This is a genomic window from Sphingopyxis sp. JAI108 (assembly GCF_013410105.1).
GTDB classification, from domain to species: Bacteria; Pseudomonadota; Alphaproteobacteria; order Sphingomonadales; family Sphingomonadaceae; genus Sphingopyxis; species Sphingopyxis chilensis.
Genome location: NZ_JACCCJ010000004.1, coordinates 92,348 through 108,674 on the forward strand (window position 1 = coordinate 92,348; position 16,327 = coordinate 108,674).

15 protein-coding genes are annotated in these 16,327 nt (G+C 65.9%); 4 read left to right on the forward strand and 11 right to left on the reverse strand.

Translation table 11 applies throughout. The features are described 5' to 3' along the window. Positions 1-9: 9 nt before the first annotated feature. The 8 genes from rseP to rpsB all read right to left on the reverse strand — a co-directional run bounded on the left by rseP (position 10) and on the right by rpsB (position 7,097). Positions 10-1,143, reverse strand: a complete 1,134-nt coding sequence (rseP, locus tag HDC29_RS16760) for an RIP metalloprotease RseP (RefSeq protein ID WP_179499437.1) — start codon at positions 1,141-1,143, stop codon at positions 10-12. Then, complete coding sequence (locus tag HDC29_RS16765) at positions 1,136-2,302, reverse strand: 1-deoxy-D-xylulose-5-phosphate reductoisomerase (protein WP_179499438.1); 1,167 nt, start codon at positions 2,300-2,302, stop codon at positions 1,136-1,138. The genes rseP and HDC29_RS16765 overlap by 8 nt, the downstream gene beginning before the upstream one ends. Before the next feature lies 1 nt (position 2,303). Next, positions 2,304-2,981: a phosphatidate cytidylyltransferase gene (locus HDC29_RS16770; RefSeq protein ID WP_179499439.1), complete on the reverse strand. Its 678-nt coding sequence runs from the start codon at positions 2,979-2,981 to the stop codon at positions 2,304-2,306. Between the two features lie 4 nt (positions 2,982-2,985). Beyond that, positions 2,986-3,699 (reverse strand): polyprenyl diphosphate synthase, encoded by a 714-nt coding sequence (gene uppS, locus HDC29_RS16775; protein ID WP_179499440.1) that lies wholly within the window; start codon positions 3,697-3,699, stop codon positions 2,986-2,988. Positions 3,700-3,795: 96 nt separating this feature from the next. After that, positions 3,796-4,350: a ribosome recycling factor gene (gene frr / locus HDC29_RS16780; protein WP_179499441.1), complete on the reverse strand. Its 555-nt coding sequence runs from the start codon at positions 4,348-4,350 to the stop codon at positions 3,796-3,798. A gap of 21 nt (positions 4,351-4,371) precedes the next feature. Beyond that, entirely contained in the window at positions 4,372-5,091 is a 720-nt protein-coding gene (gene pyrH, locus HDC29_RS16785; RefSeq protein ID WP_179499442.1) for a UMP kinase, read from the reverse strand. Positions 5,092-5,206: 115 nt separating this feature from the next. Next, positions 5,207-6,133 (reverse strand): translation elongation factor Ts, encoded by a 927-nt coding sequence (gene tsf / locus HDC29_RS16790; RefSeq protein ID WP_179499443.1) that lies wholly within the window; start codon positions 6,131-6,133, stop codon positions 5,207-5,209. 133 nt (positions 6,134-6,266) lie between these two features. Beyond that, positions 6,267-7,097: a 30S ribosomal protein S2 gene (rpsB, locus tag HDC29_RS16795; RefSeq protein ID WP_179499444.1), complete on the reverse strand. Its 831-nt coding sequence runs from the start codon at positions 7,095-7,097 to the stop codon at positions 6,267-6,269. Between the two features lie 314 nt (positions 7,098-7,411). Here rpsB and HDC29_RS16800 point away from each other — a divergent pair, with 314 nt between their 5' ends. Next, entirely contained in the window at positions 7,412-7,672 is a 261-nt protein-coding gene (locus HDC29_RS16800; RefSeq protein ID WP_179499445.1) for a hypothetical protein, read from the forward strand. Here HDC29_RS16800 and HDC29_RS16805 read toward each other — a convergent pair. Together HDC29_RS16805 and HDC29_RS16810 are read right to left on the reverse strand one after the other, a co-directional pair. Next, positions 7,656-8,429, reverse strand: coding sequence for a phosphatidylcholine/phosphatidylserine synthase (locus HDC29_RS16805; RefSeq protein ID WP_179499446.1), 774 nt, complete (start codon positions 8,427-8,429; stop codon positions 7,656-7,658). The genes HDC29_RS16800 and HDC29_RS16805 overlap by 17 nt on opposite strands. Positions 8,430-8,431: 2 nt before the next feature. After that, positions 8,432-9,166 (reverse strand): phosphatidylserine decarboxylase, encoded by a 735-nt coding sequence (locus tag HDC29_RS16810; protein ID WP_179499447.1) that lies wholly within the window; start codon positions 9,164-9,166, stop codon positions 8,432-8,434. 162 nt (positions 9,167-9,328) lie between these two features. Here HDC29_RS16810 and HDC29_RS16815 point away from each other — a divergent pair, with 162 nt between their 5' ends. Together HDC29_RS16815 and HDC29_RS16820 are read left to right on the forward strand one after the other, a co-directional pair. Beyond that, complete coding sequence (locus tag HDC29_RS16815) at positions 9,329-10,543, forward strand: NADP-dependent isocitrate dehydrogenase (RefSeq protein WP_179499448.1); 1,215 nt, start codon at positions 9,329-9,331, stop codon at positions 10,541-10,543. 64 nt (positions 10,544-10,607) lie between these two features. Continuing rightward, entirely contained in the window at positions 10,608-12,392 is a 1,785-nt protein-coding gene (locus HDC29_RS16820; protein ID WP_179499449.1) for a cation:proton antiporter, read from the forward strand. Here the strand turns inward: HDC29_RS16820 and HDC29_RS16825 are convergent. Continuing rightward, positions 12,389-15,319 carry a pitrilysin family protein gene (locus HDC29_RS16825; protein WP_179499450.1) on the reverse strand — a complete coding sequence of 977 codons (2,931 nt, stop codon included), beginning with the start codon at positions 15,317-15,319 and terminating at the stop codon, positions 12,389-12,391. The two genes, HDC29_RS16820 and HDC29_RS16825, sit on opposite strands and share 4 nt — an antisense overlap. Before the next feature lie 84 nt (positions 15,320-15,403). On the opposite strand from HDC29_RS16825, the gene HDC29_RS16830 reads away from it, so the two are divergent. Beyond that, positions 15,404-16,264, forward strand: a complete 861-nt coding sequence (locus HDC29_RS16830) for a carbon-nitrogen hydrolase family protein (RefSeq protein WP_179499451.1) — start codon at positions 15,404-15,406, stop codon at positions 16,262-16,264. The last annotated feature ends 63 nt before the right edge of the window (positions 16,265-16,327 follow it).

Here is a 16,327-nt window from a genome sequence, read left to right on the forward strand (position 1 = left end):
CCAGACTCGCTAGCCAATCAAGCGCGCGATCCGGTCCCACAGGCCCAATGAGCCCAAATCGTTGAAAGTTACGACCAGCATCAGCGTCGCGACCGCCGCGAAGCCGAAACGAAACGCCCATTCCTGCACCTGCAGCGGCGCAGGGCGCCGGCGGACTGCTTCATAGGCGTAGAATAGCAAATGACCACCATCGAGCATCGGCAATGGCAAGAGATTGATGAACCCCAGATTGATGGAAATCAGGGCGATAAAGAATATGAGCGAGGCAAGCCCGAGCGTCGCAGCCTGCCCCGAAATCTCCGCGATCTTGACCGGCCCGTTCATATCCTTGATCGAGCGGCGGCCGGTGAGGAACTGGCCGAGCACTTCGCCGGTCTGCCGGACGATCTGCCAGGTCTGGTGCAGCCCGACCGCGGGCGCTTCGAGCAGCGACACCGGCTGCAATTGCGGTGCGGGCGGCGCGAGACCAAGGATCGCGCGTTCATATTCCTTGCCGAACGGATCCTTTTCCTTGACCAGCCGCGGGGTCAGCTCGACCGCGCGCTCGCTTCCCGCGCGCAGCACGCGGACCTGCAGCGCCTCGCCGGGACGGTGCGCCACCGCCAGCGGGATATCGCCAAAGGTCTCGATCGACCGCCCGTCGATCGTGACGATCCGGTCGCCCGCGCGCAGCCCCGCGGCAGCGGCGGCCGACCCTGCCTCGATCCCGCCGGCGACGGGCGGCGTGACCGGCTTGCCGCCGATCCACGCAAAACTGGCGAGAATCAGGATCGCGAACAGGAAATTGGTGACCGGCCCCGCCGCGACGATCGCCGAGCGCTTCCACACCGGCTGCGCGGGAAAGGTGTGCGACTTCTGTTCGGCCGGCAACGCCTGCCAGTTCGCGTCGGGCTGGCTGACGGCGTCGCGGTCGCCCGCGAACTGGACATAGCCGCCGAGCGGCAACCAACCGATCTTCCACTCGGTGCCGCGCTTGTCGGTCCAGCCGAGGATGCGGCGACCGAAGCCGATCGAGAAGGTATCGGCCTTCACCCCGCACCAGCGACCGACGATATAATGGCCATACTCGTGCACGAAGACGAGCGGCCCGAGCACGAGCAGGAAGGCCAGAACCGTGAAGGCGAAACCCGGGGTCTCAAGCATGTTCTAATTGGTCCACAAAATGCTGCGCAGCCGCACGGGATGCGGCATCGACGCTGAATATGTCCTGAAGCGATGCGGGCACGGCCGGCGCCTCGGCATCGATGACCCGGCGCACCGTATCGACGATCGCGGGGAAGGAAATCCGGCCGGCAAGGAAGGCGGCGACGGCCACCTCGTTCGCGGCGTTGAGTTGCGCAGGTCGCGCGCCGCCCTCGGCGATCGCGGCGCGGCAGAGCGCGGTCGCGGGAAAGCGCACCTCGTCGGGCGCCTCGAAATCGAGCCGCGATATGGTCGCGAGGTCGAGCGGGGCGCACGGCGTCGCCATCCGCTGCGGCCAGGCGAGCGCGCTCGCGATCGGGATGCGCATGTCGGGCGAACCAAGCTGCGCGAGCGTCGAGCAGTCGATATATTCGACGAGGCTGTGGATCACCGACTGCGGGTGGACGAGGATTTCGATGCGATCGAGCCCGACGGGGAAGAGGTGGTGCGCCTCGATCAATTCGAGGCCCTTGTTCATCATCGTCGCCGAATCGACGCTGATCTTGGCCCCCATCGACCAATTCGGATGCGCGACCGCCTGCGCCGGGGTGACGGCGGCCATGTCGGCGGCGCTCATCGTGCGGAAGGGGCCGCCGCTCGCGGTCAGGATGATACGGCGCACCTGGTCGATGCGCCCGCCCGCGAGGCACTGGAAAATCGCATTATGCTCGCTATCGACCGGCAGGATCGTCGCGCCCGATGCGCGCGCCGCAGCGGTCATCAGCTCGCCCGCCGAGACCAGCGCTTCCTTGTTGGCGAGCGCGACGTCGTGCCCCGCCGCCAGCGCCGCCATCGTGGGGGCGAGGCCAGCGGTGCCGACGATCGCCGCGAGGACGAGGTCGGTGGGTCGCTGCGCCGCCTCGACGAGCGCTGCGGATCCGGCGGCGGTTTCGATACCGGTTCCGGCGAGCGCTTGCCTCAGCGCGTCGTGACAGCTTTCGTCGGCGACAACCGCAAGGTCGGGACGAAATTCCCTTGCAAGCTTCGCAAGTTCCCCGACGTCGCAATTGGCCGTGAGCACGGTGACGCGCCACGCCTCGCCATCGCGGCGGACGAGATCGAGGGTCGATCGCCCGACCGACCCCGTTGCGCCGAACAGCGAGAGGCGGCGCTGCGCCATTTCAGCCCGCCGCCCGCACGGCGATCTGGCCGACGAAGGCCAGCCCGCCGAGCAGCAGCGCCACCGGCAGCACGCCATCGACGCGGTCGAACAGCCCGCCGTGCCCGGGAATGAGCTTGCCCGAATCCTTGACCCCCGCGCGGCGCTTCATCCAGCTTTCGCCAAGGTCGCCGAGCTGCGCAAGCAGCCCCATGAAAAGGCCGATCCACAGCGGCACGCCGATGATCCCTGCGCGGTCGCCGATCGTCGCGCTGGCGATCAAGGCAGCAACCATCCCGCCGACCAGCCCCGACCAGGTCTTCGACGGGCTGATTTTCGGTGCCAGGCGCGCGCCGCCGAAGGCACGGCCAGCGAAATAGGCGCCGATATCGGTCGCCCAGACCATCCCGAACACCCACAGCGCCGCCGTCATGCCCAGATGATCGCGGACGAACCAGAGCCCGGCCATCGCGCCGACGACGAGGATCGGGCCGAGAATGTTGAGCGCGGCCTTGCCCCCGCCACCGAGCGTCATGCGCTTCACAAGCTGGAACCATTCGACGAGCACGAGCGCACCGCCGATCAGCAGCAGCAGGCCGAAGGCGATGCCGCCGAACCACAGCGCGGCGCCCGCAATCGCGAACAATATGATCGCCGACCCGGCCCGCACCCAGAGATCCGATTTCACCGCTGTCACCATGCCCTTAAAGTCCCCCGTAACGGCGATCGCGACGCGCGAAATGGTCGAGCGCCGCTTTCAGATCGGCCGGCTTGAAGTCCGGCCACAAGATGTCGGTGAAATAGAGTTCGGCATAGGCCGACTGCCAGAGCAGGAAGTTCGACAGCCGCACCTCGCCCGAGGTGCGGATGAGCAGGTCGAGCGGCGGCATGTCGGCGGTGTCGAGGTTCGCCTCGATCGCCTCGGCGGTGATCCCGCCCTGCGCCGCGGCGGCGTTCGCCGCGCGCACCAGCTCGTCCTGCGCGCCATAGTTGAGCGCGACCGCAAGCGTCGTGCGCTTGTTGCCCGCGGTACGCTCAAGCGCATTTTCGATGAGCGCGACAACGTCGGGCGCGAGCGCGCGCCAGTTGCCGATGACCTTCAGCTTCACATCGTTCGCGGCGAATTCGTCGAGATCGGAGAGGATGAAGCGCTTCATCAGCCCCATCAGATCGCTGACTTCCTCTTCGGGCCGCTTCCAGTTTTCGGAGCTGAAGGCATAGAGCGTCATCGCCTCGATGCCGAGGTCGCCCGCGGCGCGCACGATCGTGCGCACTGCCTCGACCCCCGCCTTGTGCCCGGCGACGCGAGGCAGGAGGCGCTTCTTCGCCCAGCGGCCGTTGCCGTCCATGATGATGGCGACATGGCGCGCGCCGTGGTCCGAAACCGTCACAGGAAAAACCTCAAAATCCGGTCGCATCGAGCGAAGTCGAGATGCCCCCCGGCCTTGCTCCAGTCCGATGGGTGTCTCGACTTCGCTCGACACGAGCGGAAGAGAGATGGGCGCCCCGAAGCACTAGCCGAGGATTTCCTTTTCCTTGGCGGTCGCGGCGGCATCGATTTCGGCGATCGTGCTGTCGGTCAGCTTCTGGACGTCGGTTTCGGCGCGCTTGCGCTCGTCCTCGCTGATTTCCTTCTTGTTTTCGTCGGCCTTGAGATTGTCCATCCCGTCGCGGCGGACGTTGCGCACCGCGACGCGCGCCTTTTCGGCATATTGGCCGGCGAGCTTCGACAATTCCTTGCGGCGTTCCTGCGTCATTTCGGGGATCGGCAGGCGCAGCATCTGGCCGTCGACGATCGGGTTGAGCCCGAGGCCTGCCGAGCGGATCGCCTTGTCGACCGGGCCGACGTTCGACTTGTCCCATACCTGCACCGACAGCATGCGCGGTTCGGGCGCGCTGACCGAGGCGACCTGGTTCAGCGGCATATGACTGCCGTAAACCTCGACCGTCACGGGATCGAGCAGCGCCGTGTGCGCGCGACCGGTACGCAGACCCGAAAGGTCGCTCTTCAATGCTTCGACCGCGCCGTGCATGCGGCGTTCGAGGTCGGCCTTGTCATATTTCGCCATCTGTCTTTCCTCTCATTCTTCTCAGGCGTCGCCGACGACGGTCGAAACGCCCTCGCCCGCCAGCACGCGCGCCAGATTTCCGGGCTCGCGGATATTGAACACGACGATCGGGATATGATTGTCGCGGCAGAGCGCCACCGCGCTCGCGTCCATCACCTTCAGATTGTCGGCGAGCACGCGGTCATAGCTGAGCGTATCGTAGCGGACCGCGCTCGGGTCCTTTTTGGGGTCGGCGTTATAGACGCCGTCGACGCTGGTGCCCTTCAAGAGCGCGTCGCACTTCATCTCGGCGGCGCGCAGCGCCGCGCCGCTGTCGGTGGTGAAATAAGGCGCACCGACGCCCGCGGCGAAAATCACGACGCGGCCCTTTTCCATATGGCGTTCGGCGCGGCGACGGATCACCGGCTCGCACACCTTGTCCATCTCGATCGCCGACTGCACGCGCGTTTCGACGCCGAGCTGCTCGAGCGCATTCTGCATCGCGAGCGCGTTCATCACGGTGGCGAGCATGCCCATATAATCGGCCTGCGCGCGGTCCATGCCCTTGGCCGCCCCTGCCATGCCGCGAAAGATGTTGCCGCCACCGATGACGAGGCAGATTTCAAGCCCACGGCCCTTTGCTTCCTTGACCTCGGCCGCCATGCTCGCGACCGTTTCGGGGTCGATGCCGAAAGGGGTGGAGCCCATCAGCGCCTCGCCCGACAGCTTGAGCAAAATGCGTTTCATGCCGGGCAATGCCATGTCGTGGGGAACCTCTTGCAAACTCGATATAAGCGAATGGCGCGCACCCTAGAGCGGGCACGCGCCATTGCCAAGCGGACTACCGCGACAGACGCGGCAATCCGTATCTTCCCTTTTAGACGCCAGCGGCCGCCGCGACTTCCGCCGCAAAGTCGCTTTCTTCCTTCTCGATGCCTTCACCGAGCTGGAAGCGGACGAAGCCCTTCAGGGTGATCGTCGCGCCGACATCCTTGCCGGCGGCAGCGACGACTTCGGCGACCGGAGTCTTGCCGTCCATCACGAACAGCTGCGACAGCAGCGCGTTTTCCTTGCGGTACTTGGCGATCGCGCCATCGACCATCTTCGAAACGATGTCGGCGGGCTTGCCCGACTGGGCCGCCTTTTCTTCGGCAATCGCGCGTTCGCGCGCGACGAGGTCGGCGTCGAGATCGTCGCCGTTCAGCGCCAGCGGGTTCGCGGCGGCGACGTGCATCGCGAGCTGCTTGCCGAGCGGCTCGAGAACATCGGCGCCGGCGGTCGATTCGAGCGCGACGAGCACGCCGATCTTGCCCATGCCGGGTGCGGCGGCGTTGTGGACATAGCCGGTGACGACGCCCGAGCTGACCGACACGACCGCCGCGCGGCGCAGCGACTGGTTCTCACCGATCGTAGCGATGTTGCTGGTCAGCTTTTCGGCGACGGTGCCGCCGGTGGGATAAGCGGCAGCGTTCAGCGCATCGATGTCGGTGATGTTGCCGGCAAGCGCGACCTGCGTCACGTCGCGGACGAATTCCTGGAACTGTTCGTTCTTGCCGACGAAATCGGTTTCGCTGTTCACTTCGACCAGCGCGCCTTTGGTGCCTTCGGTCGCAAAGCCGACGAGGCCTTCGGCGGCGACGCGGCCGGCCTTCTTGGCGGCGGCGGCGAGGCCCTTGGTGCGCAGCCAGTCGATCGACGCTTCGATGTCGCCGTTGTTTTCGGCGAGCGCCTTTTTGCAGTCCATCATGCCTGCGCCCGTGCGGTCGCGCAGTTCCTTGACGAGGGCGGCCGTGATCTCAGCCATGGAATATTCCTTTCAAAAGGGCGAGCCCGTCCGGCCCGCAAGACGCCCCGCGCGCATGGCGGGGCGATAAGTCAAAGGGATGACAGCGACGGCGCGGACCCTAGCCGCGCCGTCCTGCCATGCCCGCGAGCGATCAGGCGTCGCTCTGGCGTTCGGTTTCGGCGGCGGCTTCGGCTGGGACCTGTTCGTCCTCGGTCACCGGAGCGGCGGCTTCTTCGATTACCGGCTCGGCGGTCGGCTCGACCGCGGCGCCAAGGTCTTCGCCGCGATCGGCGCGGGCCTGCTGGCCGCCACGCGTTGCCGCCTGGGCAACCGCATCGCAGTAAAGGCGGATGGCGCGCGCGGCGTCATCGTTCGCCGGAACCGGGAAGGCGATGCCGTCGGGCGAAACGTTCGAATCGAGGATCGCGACGACGGGGATGCCAAGGACGTTGGCTTCCTTGATCGCCAGCTCTTCCTTGTTCGCGTCGATCACGAACATCACGTCGGGAATGCCGCCCATGTCGCGAATGCCGCCAAGCGACATTTCGAGCTTGTCGCGCTCGCGCGTCTTGTTGAGCACTTCCTTCTTGGTGAGGCCCGAGGTGTCACCCGAGAGCTGTTCCTCAAGCGTCTTGAGGCGCTTGATCGAACCCGAGATCGTCTTCCAGTTGGTGAGCATGCCGCCCAGCCAGCGGTGGTTGACGAAATGCTGACCCGACGCGCGCGCGGCGTCGGCAATCGGACCCTGCGCCTGGCGCTTGGTGCCGACGAACAGCACCTTGCCGCCGGCGGCCGACGACGAAGCGATGAAGTCGAGCGCGCGCGCGAAGAGCGGCACGGTCTGCGACAGGTCGAGGATGTGGATGCCGTTGCGCGCGCCGAAGATGTACGGCTTCATGCGCGGGTTCCAACGGTGGGTCTGGTGACCGAAGTGGGCGCCAGCTTCGATAAGATTCTGCATCGTGACGACAGGTGCCGCCATAGTCTTTCTCCTTCCGGTTAGTCCTCTGGAAGGCAAGAACCGGGGTGTCCGCTCAAAGCGATATCCCGGCACCGGTATGTGCGCCTTCCATGTGGAATGGGCGGGCCGTTAGCCGTCTTGGCCGCCAAAAGCAAGGGGTGTAGGCGTCTTTTCACGCTCGACCCGTCGCGCGCGCCGGACTCGGCTCAACGACAAAGCGACTCCGTTCGTCGCAAAGGTGTTGAGAACAAAACGGGAACATGGAACAAAAAGTTCACGGAAACCGTCGCTGGTTAACAAAAGCTTTCGCACAGGAAAGCCGAAAGGACAAGATCATGGTTCAGGTCGCAGCCGCTCTCCTCTTCGTCGCCGCCGCCGGGCTCGGCGTCACGGTCATCCTGGCCATGCTCAGAAACAATGAGGATGCGATCCTGTCGGCACTGATGGGCGAAGGCGCCTTTCCGCTCGACATCGCGCCGCAGCCGGGGCCGGCCTCGTGCAGGGTGACGCTGCGCCGTTCGGCAGCGCGCCGCGATACCTCGCGCCCGGTCCGCGCCACGGTCCGGATGCAGCCGGCAATCAGCCGCGCCGCCTGACCTTCGCATAGCTCGCAAGCCCGAAGGGCAGCGTCGCGGCATAGAGCGCGCAGACCGCGAGCAGGGTCAGCCAGGGCGCCGTGACCAGCGCCGCACCGAACAGGCCGACCCCCGCCAATGCGAACAAGCGCCACGAACGGCGCAGCCGGATTGACGCCCAGCTATAGGTGGGGATCGCCGAGATCATCAGCATCGCAATTCCGAGTGCCCACGGCAGCACGACATACCATTCGCGAAACAGATCATGGCCCGTCGTCAGCCACAGATAGACGGGCACGAACGACAGCCCCGCCCCCGCCGGCGCGGGAATGCCGGTGTTGAAACCCGCCGACTTGTGCGGCTGGAACTCGGCATCCATGCGCGAATTGAAGCGCGCGAGGCGAAGCGCGCAGCAGACGGCGAGCGCGAGCGCGGCGGTCCACCCGAATTTCGGTGCCTCGTCGAGCGACCACAAGAACAGGATCATTGCCGGGGCGACGCCGAAGGCGATCACGTCGGAGAGCGAATCGAGTTCGGCGCCGAATTTGCTTTGCGCGCGCAGCAGGCGCGCGATGCGCCCGTCCATTCCGTCGAGCACGCCGGCGACAATGATCATCGTAATCGCCGCCGCCCACTCGCCATCGATCGCGAAACGAACGCCGGTCAGCCCCGAACACAGCGCCAGCAGCGTGATCGCATTGGGCGCGAAGGCGCGCAGCGGAATCCCGCCGATGCGGCGATGTTCGGCGTCGACCGGAACCGGGGCTTCGTCCGCCATCCTTACTGTCCGACTCCCTCGATCGTCTCGGCAATGCCGATCCGCGCGATCACCGTTTCGCCCGCCAGCGTACGCTGGCCGAGCAGCACCTGCGGCGCGGTGCCCGCGGGCAGATAGACGTCGACGCGGCTGCCGAAACGAATGAGGCCGACGCGCTGGCCGGTCGCAAGTTCGTTGCCCATCGTCACGAAAGGCATGATGCGCCGCGCGACGAGGCCGGCGATCTGGGTGAAACCGATGCGCATGCCGTCGGCGCGCTCGACGACGAAATGCTGGCGCTCATTCTCCTCGCTCGCCTTGTCGAGATCGGCGTTCACGAACTTGCCGGGGATATAGACGAGCTTGCGCAGCGTCCCCGCGACGGGGGTGCGGTTGATATGGACGTCGAAGACGCTCATGAAAATCGAAACGCGCAGCATCGGCGACGCGCCGAGCCCGTCAGAGCCCGCGATTTCGGGTGGCGGCGGGACCTCGGCGATCTGCGTGATCAGCCCGTCCGCCGGGGCGATGACAAGATCGGCACTCGCCGGGGTGACGCGCACGGGATCGCGAAAGAAGGTCCCGATCCAGATCGTCACGCCCAGCATCAGCCAGCCGAGTATCTCCCACCCGAGCAGCCAGAAACAGAGGGTCACGATTCCCGCGATTAACAGGAACTTGCGGCCTTCGGGATGAACCGAGGGCCATTGCCATTTGATGCCCCCGCCGGGCCGGTTCGATGAGATGATAGTGGACATGACCATTCTTCTAGGGTGCGGCTTCTATACTGACAATGGATAAGGCGACGCGATCGTTGCCGCCCCGCGGCCATCGGCAAGCACGACGGGCGGTTGATCAATCGCGCCGCTTTGCCTAAGGCCCGCTGCAACTCCGACTCCCCAAGGAAAAAGGCTGAACGCATGGGCAAGATCAAGGTAGCCAACCCGGTCGTCGAACTCGACGGCGACGAAATGACCCGGATCATCTGGCAATGGATCCGCGAACGGCTGATCCTTCCCTATCTCGACGTCGACCTTCACTATTACGACCTCGGCATCGAGGAACGCGACCGCACCGACGACAAGATCACCGTCGAGGCCGCGAACGCGATCAAAAAATATGGCGTCGGCGTGAAGTGCGCGACGATCACCCCCGACGAAGCCCGCGTCGAGGAATTCGGCCTCAAGAAGATGTGGAAATCGCCGAACGGCACCATCCGCAACATCCTGGGTGGCGTGGTGTTCCGCGAACCGATCGTGATGAAGAATGTGCCCCGGCTCGTCCCCGGCTGGACCGACCCGATCGTCGTCGGCCGCCACGCGTTTGGCGACCAGTATAAGGCAACCGATTTCCGCGTCCCCGGCCCCGGCAAGCTGCGCCTGGTGTTCGAGGGCGAGGACGGCACGCTGATCGATGAGGAAGTGTTCCAGTTCCCGTCGTCGGGCGTCGCGATGGGGATGTACAATCTCGACGATTCGATCCGCGACTTCGCGCGCGCCAGCCTGAACTATGGCCTCGCGCGCCAGTGGCCGGTGTATCTGTCGACCAAGAACACGATCCTCAAGGCCTATGACGGCCGCTTCAAGGATCTGTTCGAGGAAATCTTCAACGCCGAATTCAAGGCGAAGTTCGACGAGATCGGCATCGTGTACGAACATCGCCTGATCGACGACATGGTCGCCTCGGCGCTCAAATGGTCGGGCAAGTTCGTCTGGGCTTGCAAGAATTACGACGGAGACGTCCAGTCGGACACCGTCGCGCAGGGCTTCGGCTCGCTCGGCCTGATGACCAGCGTGCTGATGACCCCCGACGGCAAGACCGTCGAGTCCGAAGCCGCGCACGGCACCGTCACCCGCCACTACCGCATGCACCAGCAGGGCAAGGCGACGTCGACCAACCCGATCGCTTCGATCTTTGCGTGGACGGGCGGCCTCAAGCACCGCGGCAAGCTCGACGACAATGCCGAACTGGTGAAGTTCGCCGGCGACCTCGAAAAGGTCTGCGTCGCCACCGTCGAGAGCGGCAAGATGACCAAGGACCTCGCGCTCCTGATCGGTCCCGACCAGAACTGGTTGACGACCGAAGGCTTCTTCGAGGCGATCGTCGAAAATCTCGACAAGAAGATGGGCGCTTAAACAAGCGAATTAGTTGAGATAGCGCTCTAGCCAATCGGGGCCGGCCTGCATAAGGTCGGCCCCAATGGTATCCGAAACAGAAACCTCCGCCATCGGCAACGCGCTCGTGGTCCTCGGCGCGGCGGGCGTCGTCATTCCCGCGTTCGCAAGATTCAGGATCTCGCCGGTAATCGGCTTCATCCTCGTCGGCCTTCTCGTCGGTCCGTCGGGGCTCGGGATGCTGGCGGGCGATTATCCGTGGCTGAAACACGTCACGATCGCCTCGACCGAGGATATCGCGCTGTTCGCCGAATTCGGCATCGTGCTGCTTCTCTTCTCGATCGGGCTGGAACTCTCGTTCAGGCGCCTCTGGCAACTGCGCAAGCTCGTCTTTGGTATCGGTGCCGCCGAACTGATCTTCGGCGGCGCGATTCTGGGCTCGGCGATCCTGTTGTTCCGCGACCAGCCGCTCACATCGGCTTACGGCCTCGGCATCGCCCTCGCGCTCTCCTCGACCGCGCTCGTGCTCCCGATCGCGGGAACCAAGTCGGCTGTGGGCCGGGCCTCCTTCTCGATGCTGCTGTTCGAGGATCTGGCGCTCGTTCCGATCATCTTCATCCTCGCCGCGCTATCCCCCGCAGCGTCGGGCGACAGCGCCGAATTGCTGCTGACAACGCTGTGGCAGGGGGCGCTCGTCGTCGCGGCGCTTGCTATCGGCGGCTGGTTCCTGCTCCCGAAGATCTTTGCGCAGGCAGCGCGCGCGAAGGATCCCGAGCTGTTCCTCGCCGCAAGCCTGCTCGTCGTCATCGTCGCCGCGCTCGCGACCGCCGCGGTCGGCCTGTCGCCGATCGTCGGTGCGCTGCTCGCGGGGCTGATGATCGCCGAAACCGAATATCACGAGGAGGTCGAAACGATCACCGCCCCCTTCAAGGGCCTCGCGCTCGGGGTGTTCCTGATCAGCGTCGGCATGGGGCTCAACCTCCAGACGATCGCGAGCCAATGGCCCTCCCTGATCATGGCGGTCGTCGGCGTCGTACTGGTCAAGGCCGTGGTCACGGCGGCGCTCCTGCGCTTCGCGGGCGCGGCGCGGCGCGGCACTGCGGCCGAGGTCGGCCTGTTGATGTCGAGCCCGTCCGAAACGACGCTGATCGTGCTCGCGACCGCCTTGCAGGCGCAGCTGATCAGTCGCGACACCGCCGAATTCTGGCAGCTCGTCACCGCGATCGGCCTGACGATCACGCCGCTGCTTGCGCGCGTCGGCCACGACGTAGCGCGGCGGATCGAGATGCGTTCGGGCGACGCGCAGGACGAAGAAACGCCCGAGGATCGCACGGTGATCGTCGGCTTTGGGCGCGTCGGCCACACCGTCGCCGAATTGCTGCGCGAACACGGCCGCCCCTATGTGGCGGTCGATGCCGATATCGACACGGTCGCGGCGGCGCGGCGCGACGGCTTCAGCGTGCGTTTTGCCGACGTCGCGCGGCCGGGCAGCCTCGACAAGCTCGGCATCGAACATGCCAAGGCGATCGTGCTGACAATGGACGATCCGGTGCAGCAGTTACGGATGACGCGCCAGTTGCGCCGGAAATACCCCGACCTGCCGATCATCAGCCGCGCGCGCGACGCCGACCATGCGGCCGCGCTGTATCAGGCGGGCGCCAGCGACGCGGTGCCCGAAACGCTCGAAAGCTCGCTGCAACTCGCCGAGGCGGTGTTGATCGACCTTGGCGTCGCAATGGGGCCGGTGATCGCGTCGATCCACGACGTCCGCGCCACGATGCGCCACGACATCATGACCAAGGGCAAGCTCGACCATGAGCCGCGGATCCGCACGACCAAGCGGCCGATAGCCGGAAACGAGACCGCCTAACGCCCGCCCACTGCTGCGGGCGCGTCATCCAGCGCCGACGCATCGGCAAGGGTCATGCCCTTGGGCAGGATCGCCAGCGACCATTGCCGTTCGGGGGTCAGATATTGCCGCGCGAGCCGCTGGACGTCGGCGGCGGTGACCGCCGAAATATCGTCCTGGATCGACAGCGCCGCGGCGGCGACGCGCGGATCGCGCGTCGCGCCTTCGAGCAGGAACATCCAATAGACGTTCCCCGTCGAAGCCCGCGCGACCTGTTCCCGGATCGGACCCGCATTGCGCGCCAGCTCGTCGGCGCCGACGGGCTTCGTCACCAGGTCGGCGGCGATATCCTTCGCTATGGAATAGAAGCGGTCGAGATCCTTCGGCGCGAGCAGGCTACCGACCAGAAGATAACCGCCGGTGTCGAAACCGGTCGGCCAGTGGCTGTCGACGACCGGGCCATAGCTGGCCCCCTGTTCGGCGCGCAGGCGATCGAACAACCGGTCGTTGAAGATCGCCGCGAGTATCTCGAGCCCGCGCGCGTCGCGCGGGCTGGCGAGGCCGCCACCGGTGGGCCATGCCGTCATCGCCGCGGCCTGTCCCTGCTCGCCGCGGTGGTAAGCGATGTCGGGTTCGGACACATGCTTGGCGAACGCGACCCGCTGGCCGCTCGGCGGTGCCAGGGTCTTGCGCGACGGCAGCGCCCCCAGTGTTTCAGCGAGGATCTTCTTGTAATCGACCGTTTCGAGGTCGCCGAAAATCTGCACTTCGATCGGCCCGCTCGCAAGGCGCGGTTCCCAGAAGGCGCGGAAGGCGGCCGGCGTCAGCGCCTCGATCTGCGCCTTGTCGGGCGCGGCCCAGCGGGCGTCGTTGTTCGTCAGCCAGCCGCGCAGGTTGCGGTCGAGCACCGCGTTGGGCGTCGCATCGTTGAGGTCGTATCCGGTGAGGTAGCCGATACGCAGCCGCTCGACCGGTGCGGGATCCCAGCGGGGAACCGCCAGCTTGCCCGCGATCAGGCGCATCTGATCGGCAAGGTCGGCGGGCCTGCTTTCGGCGGACAGTTCGAACGCATCGTCGTCGATCGCGAAATTCATCTGAATCTGGCGTCCGTTGGTCAGCTTGTCGATCTCATTCTGCCCCCATGGGCCGATCCCGCTCGCGACCAACGCATAATCGCCGGTCCACAGGAGGTTGGGCGCATCGGCCGCGACGCTGCGATTGCCGGTGCCAAAGCGCACATTGACGCGGACCTTGCCCGGTTCGACTTTGTTGTTCGAAATCAGCGCCGTGACGCCGTTGGAAAATTCGACCCGCTCGGCGCGCAAGCCCAGAATGGGAGTCGTCGAAACGATCGCACCCGGCTGGCCGAACCCGGGCAATTGCCCGAAATCGGCCTTGACCGCCGTGAGCCGGTCGTCGCGCGCCGCCACCGGCGCCTTCAGCGCGGCCAGCACCGCAGCGTTGCCACCCGCCGAGGTCGGCGTCGTCAGCACGACGCGCGTCACGGGCGCCGAAAAGATCGCCTTGCTGATGTCGAGCATCACCTGCGGCGTCGCCGAGGCGCGGATCGCCTTGAACATGTCGACCTGCCCTTGCGGGCTCGTTACCGTTTCGCCGATGTCGACCGCGCGCACCATGTCGTCGGCAAGCCGCGCACCGGGTTCGTTGCGGGCATTTTCGAGTTCCTTCAGCAGAAACGCCTCGATCTCGTTCATCTCGCGGTCGATATCGGCCTGCGACGGCGGCGTCTTCACGGCGTCGGCGATCACCCCGCGGACGTCGGCGAGCGCGGCCTTCCAGTCGTTCAGGGGCACGATCGACGCCATCGTCACGTCGGCGCTGCGGCTGACATATTGCTGCTCGACCGTCGCGACGAGATAGCTGCCGCCCGTGCGCGCGCGATTTTCGAGCCGGCGGTTGACGAGCGCCTGGGCCAGATATTCGAGATAGAGCCGCCGCGTGTTTGCGACCGTGTCGATGCGTTTCTTCCACGGCCGCACCATCGCGAGGGTCAGCGCGAGCGGCTGGCTTGCCTCGACAATCTCGAGCGCCGCGGGCTGCTTCGGGTCGGGCTTGCCGAAATCGGGAGCGACCGGGTTCGGCGCGTCCGCCTGCCAGTCGCCGTAATATTTGGCGATCAGCCGCGCGAATTCCGCCGGGTCGCCGTCGCCGGAGATAACGACCACCGCCCGGTCGGGGCGGTACCAGCGATCGTGAAAGGCACCGACCGAGGTCGCGCTCGCCTTGCCGAGCGAGGCCGTGGTGCCGATCGGCGAACGGTCGCCGAGGAGCTGGCCGGCGAAGAGATGCGCGTTGGTCGCATCGGCGATCCGCTTTTGCGGGCCGTCGGATTCGCGCAGTTCGGCCATCACCACCCCGCGTTCGGCGGCAACCGCCAGTTCGGAGATGCGCGGTTCGCGGATCATGCCCGACAGCAATTTCATGCCTTCGTCGAGATTGGCCGGCGTGACGCTGGGCAGGTCGAGCTGGTACACAGTTTGCGTCGGCGTCGTTTGCGCGTTCGAATCGCTGCCGAAGGTGACGCCGAACCGTTGCCAGATGCGTTTCGCTTCGCCGTCGGGGATATGCTCCGATCCGCGGAAGGTCAGATGTTCGAGCAAATGCGCATAGCCGCGCTCGTCCTCGGTTTCGAACATCGAACCGACGTCCATGCGCACGCGGATCGACACCTGCCCCGGCGGCACGCCATTGTTGCGCACGGCATAGCGCACGCCGTTGGGGAGCACACCGAACTGCCACGCGGTATCGCGCGGGATATCGCTGCCCGCATAGAGCCAGTCGGCGTTCTTCGCCGCGTTCTGGGCCGTCGCGGTCGGGCTGCTGTCCTGCGCGCTTGCGGTAAGCGGCACGAGAAGCAGTGCCGCGGCACCGGAAAGAAAAAGCGAACGGCCGAAGCGAAGCGAATGGCGCGGGGGAGAATAGGACATTGCCCCTTCTTATCGCGTCCGAACCTTGCTGGCCACTGAACTGTCATGCTTGCCCGGCGCGCGGCAGGAGCCTAGCCAGCAAGAATGGACGCTTCCTCGCCTGCACCGCTTGCCGCGCTGATCCAGATGACGAGCGGCATCGACCCTGACGCGAACCTGGCGACGATCGACCGCGCGATGGCCGAGGTCGCGGCGCGCGGGGCGGTCATGGCCTTCCTTCCCGAAATGTCGCTGCTGCTCGACCGCGACCGCGTGCGGTCGGGCGGCCATATCGTCCGCGAAGCCGACAGTCGCTGGCCCTCCGCGCTGCAAGCTTTGGCGCAAAAGCACGGGATATGGCTGCATTCGGGATCGATGCCCCTGCTCGCCGACGACGGCGAACGGCGCGTCAACCGCAGCCATGTCATTGCCGCCGACGGCGGCATCCGGGCGCGCTATGACAAGATCCACATGTTCGACGTCACGCTGCCTTCGGGCGAGAACTGGCGCGAATCGGCGGCCTATGAGGGTGGGAACAGGCTGGTTCTCGTCGATACGCCGCTCGGACGGATGGGCCTCAGCATCTGCTATGACCTGCGCTTTCCCGAACTCTATCGTGCGCTGGCCGATCGCCGCGCGACGATCATCGCCATCCCGGCCGCCTTCACCGTATCGACCGGCGAGGCGCATTGGCATGTGCTGATGCGCGCGCGAGCGATCGAAACGCAATGCCATGTCGTGGCGGCCGCGCAATATGGCTCGCATGCCGACGGCCGGCAAACCTATGGCCACAGCGTCGCAATCGATCCCTGGGGCACGATCCTTGCCGATGCGGAAGCGAAACAAGCCGTGGCGCAAAAGGGCTATGCGCTGGCGCTCGCGCCCATCGACGCGGCAGCCGCCGAGCGCGCCCGTCAGGCGATTCCGTTGGCGCAATCGCGGACGGTGCGGAACGTCGCCCCCTGATCGCGCGACGCCGCGACTTCGCGCGGCGATTCTCGATTTTTGGGAACTCCTAACGCACAAAAG

Bases quoted from the DNA above. Each gene is read 5' to 3' on its own strand.
- HDC29_RS16820 (WP_179499449.1), top strand. From the start codon at position 10,608: ATGGTATCCGAAACAGAAACCTCCGCCATCGGCAACGCGCTCGTGGTC.
- HDC29_RS16800 (WP_179499445.1), top strand. From the start codon at position 7,412: ATGGTTCAGGTCGCAGCCGCTCTCCTCTTCGTCGCCGCCGCCGGGCTC.
- HDC29_RS16830 (WP_179499451.1), top strand. From the start codon at position 15,404: ATGGACGCTTCCTCGCCTGCACCGCTTGCCGCGCTGATCCAGATGACG.
- HDC29_RS16805 (WP_179499446.1), bottom strand. From the start codon at position 8,429: ATGGCGGACGAAGCCCCGGTTCCGGTCGACGCCGAACATCGCCGCATC.
- HDC29_RS16825 (WP_179499450.1), bottom strand. From the start codon at position 15,319: ATGTCCTATTCTCCCCCGCGCCATTCGCTTCGCTTCGGCCGTTCGCTT.
- HDC29_RS16770 (WP_179499439.1), bottom strand. From the start codon at position 2,981: ATGGTGACAGCGGTGAAATCGGATCTCTGGGTGCGGGCCGGGTCGGCG.
- pyrH (WP_179499442.1), bottom strand. From the start codon at position 5,091: ATGGCATTGCCCGGCATGAAACGCATTTTGCTCAAGCTGTCGGGCGAG.
- HDC29_RS16765 (WP_179499438.1), bottom strand. From the start codon at position 2,302: ATGGCGCAGCGCCGCCTCTCGCTGTTCGGCGCAACGGGGTCGGTCGGG.
- frr (WP_179499441.1), bottom strand. From the start codon at position 4,350: ATGGCGAAATATGACAAGGCCGACCTCGAACGCCGCATGCACGGCGCG.
- HDC29_RS16815 (WP_179499448.1), top strand. From the start codon at position 9,329: ATGGGCAAGATCAAGGTAGCCAACCCGGTCGTCGAACTCGACGGCGAC.
- tsf (WP_179499443.1), bottom strand. From the start codon at position 6,133: ATGGCTGAGATCACGGCCGCCCTCGTCAAGGAACTGCGCGACCGCACG.
- HDC29_RS16810 (WP_179499447.1), bottom strand. From the start codon at position 9,166: ATGTCCACTATCATCTCATCGAACCGGCCCGGCGGGGGCATCAAATGG.
- rpsB (WP_179499444.1), bottom strand. From the start codon at position 7,097: ATGGCGGCACCTGTCGTCACGATGCAGAATCTTATCGAAGCTGGCGCC.
- uppS (WP_179499440.1), bottom strand. From the start codon at position 3,699: ATGCGACCGGATTTTGAGGTTTTTCCTGTGACGGTTTCGGACCACGGC.
- rseP (WP_179499437.1), bottom strand. From the start codon at position 1,143: ATGCTTGAGACCCCGGGTTTCGCCTTCACGGTTCTGGCCTTCCTGCTC.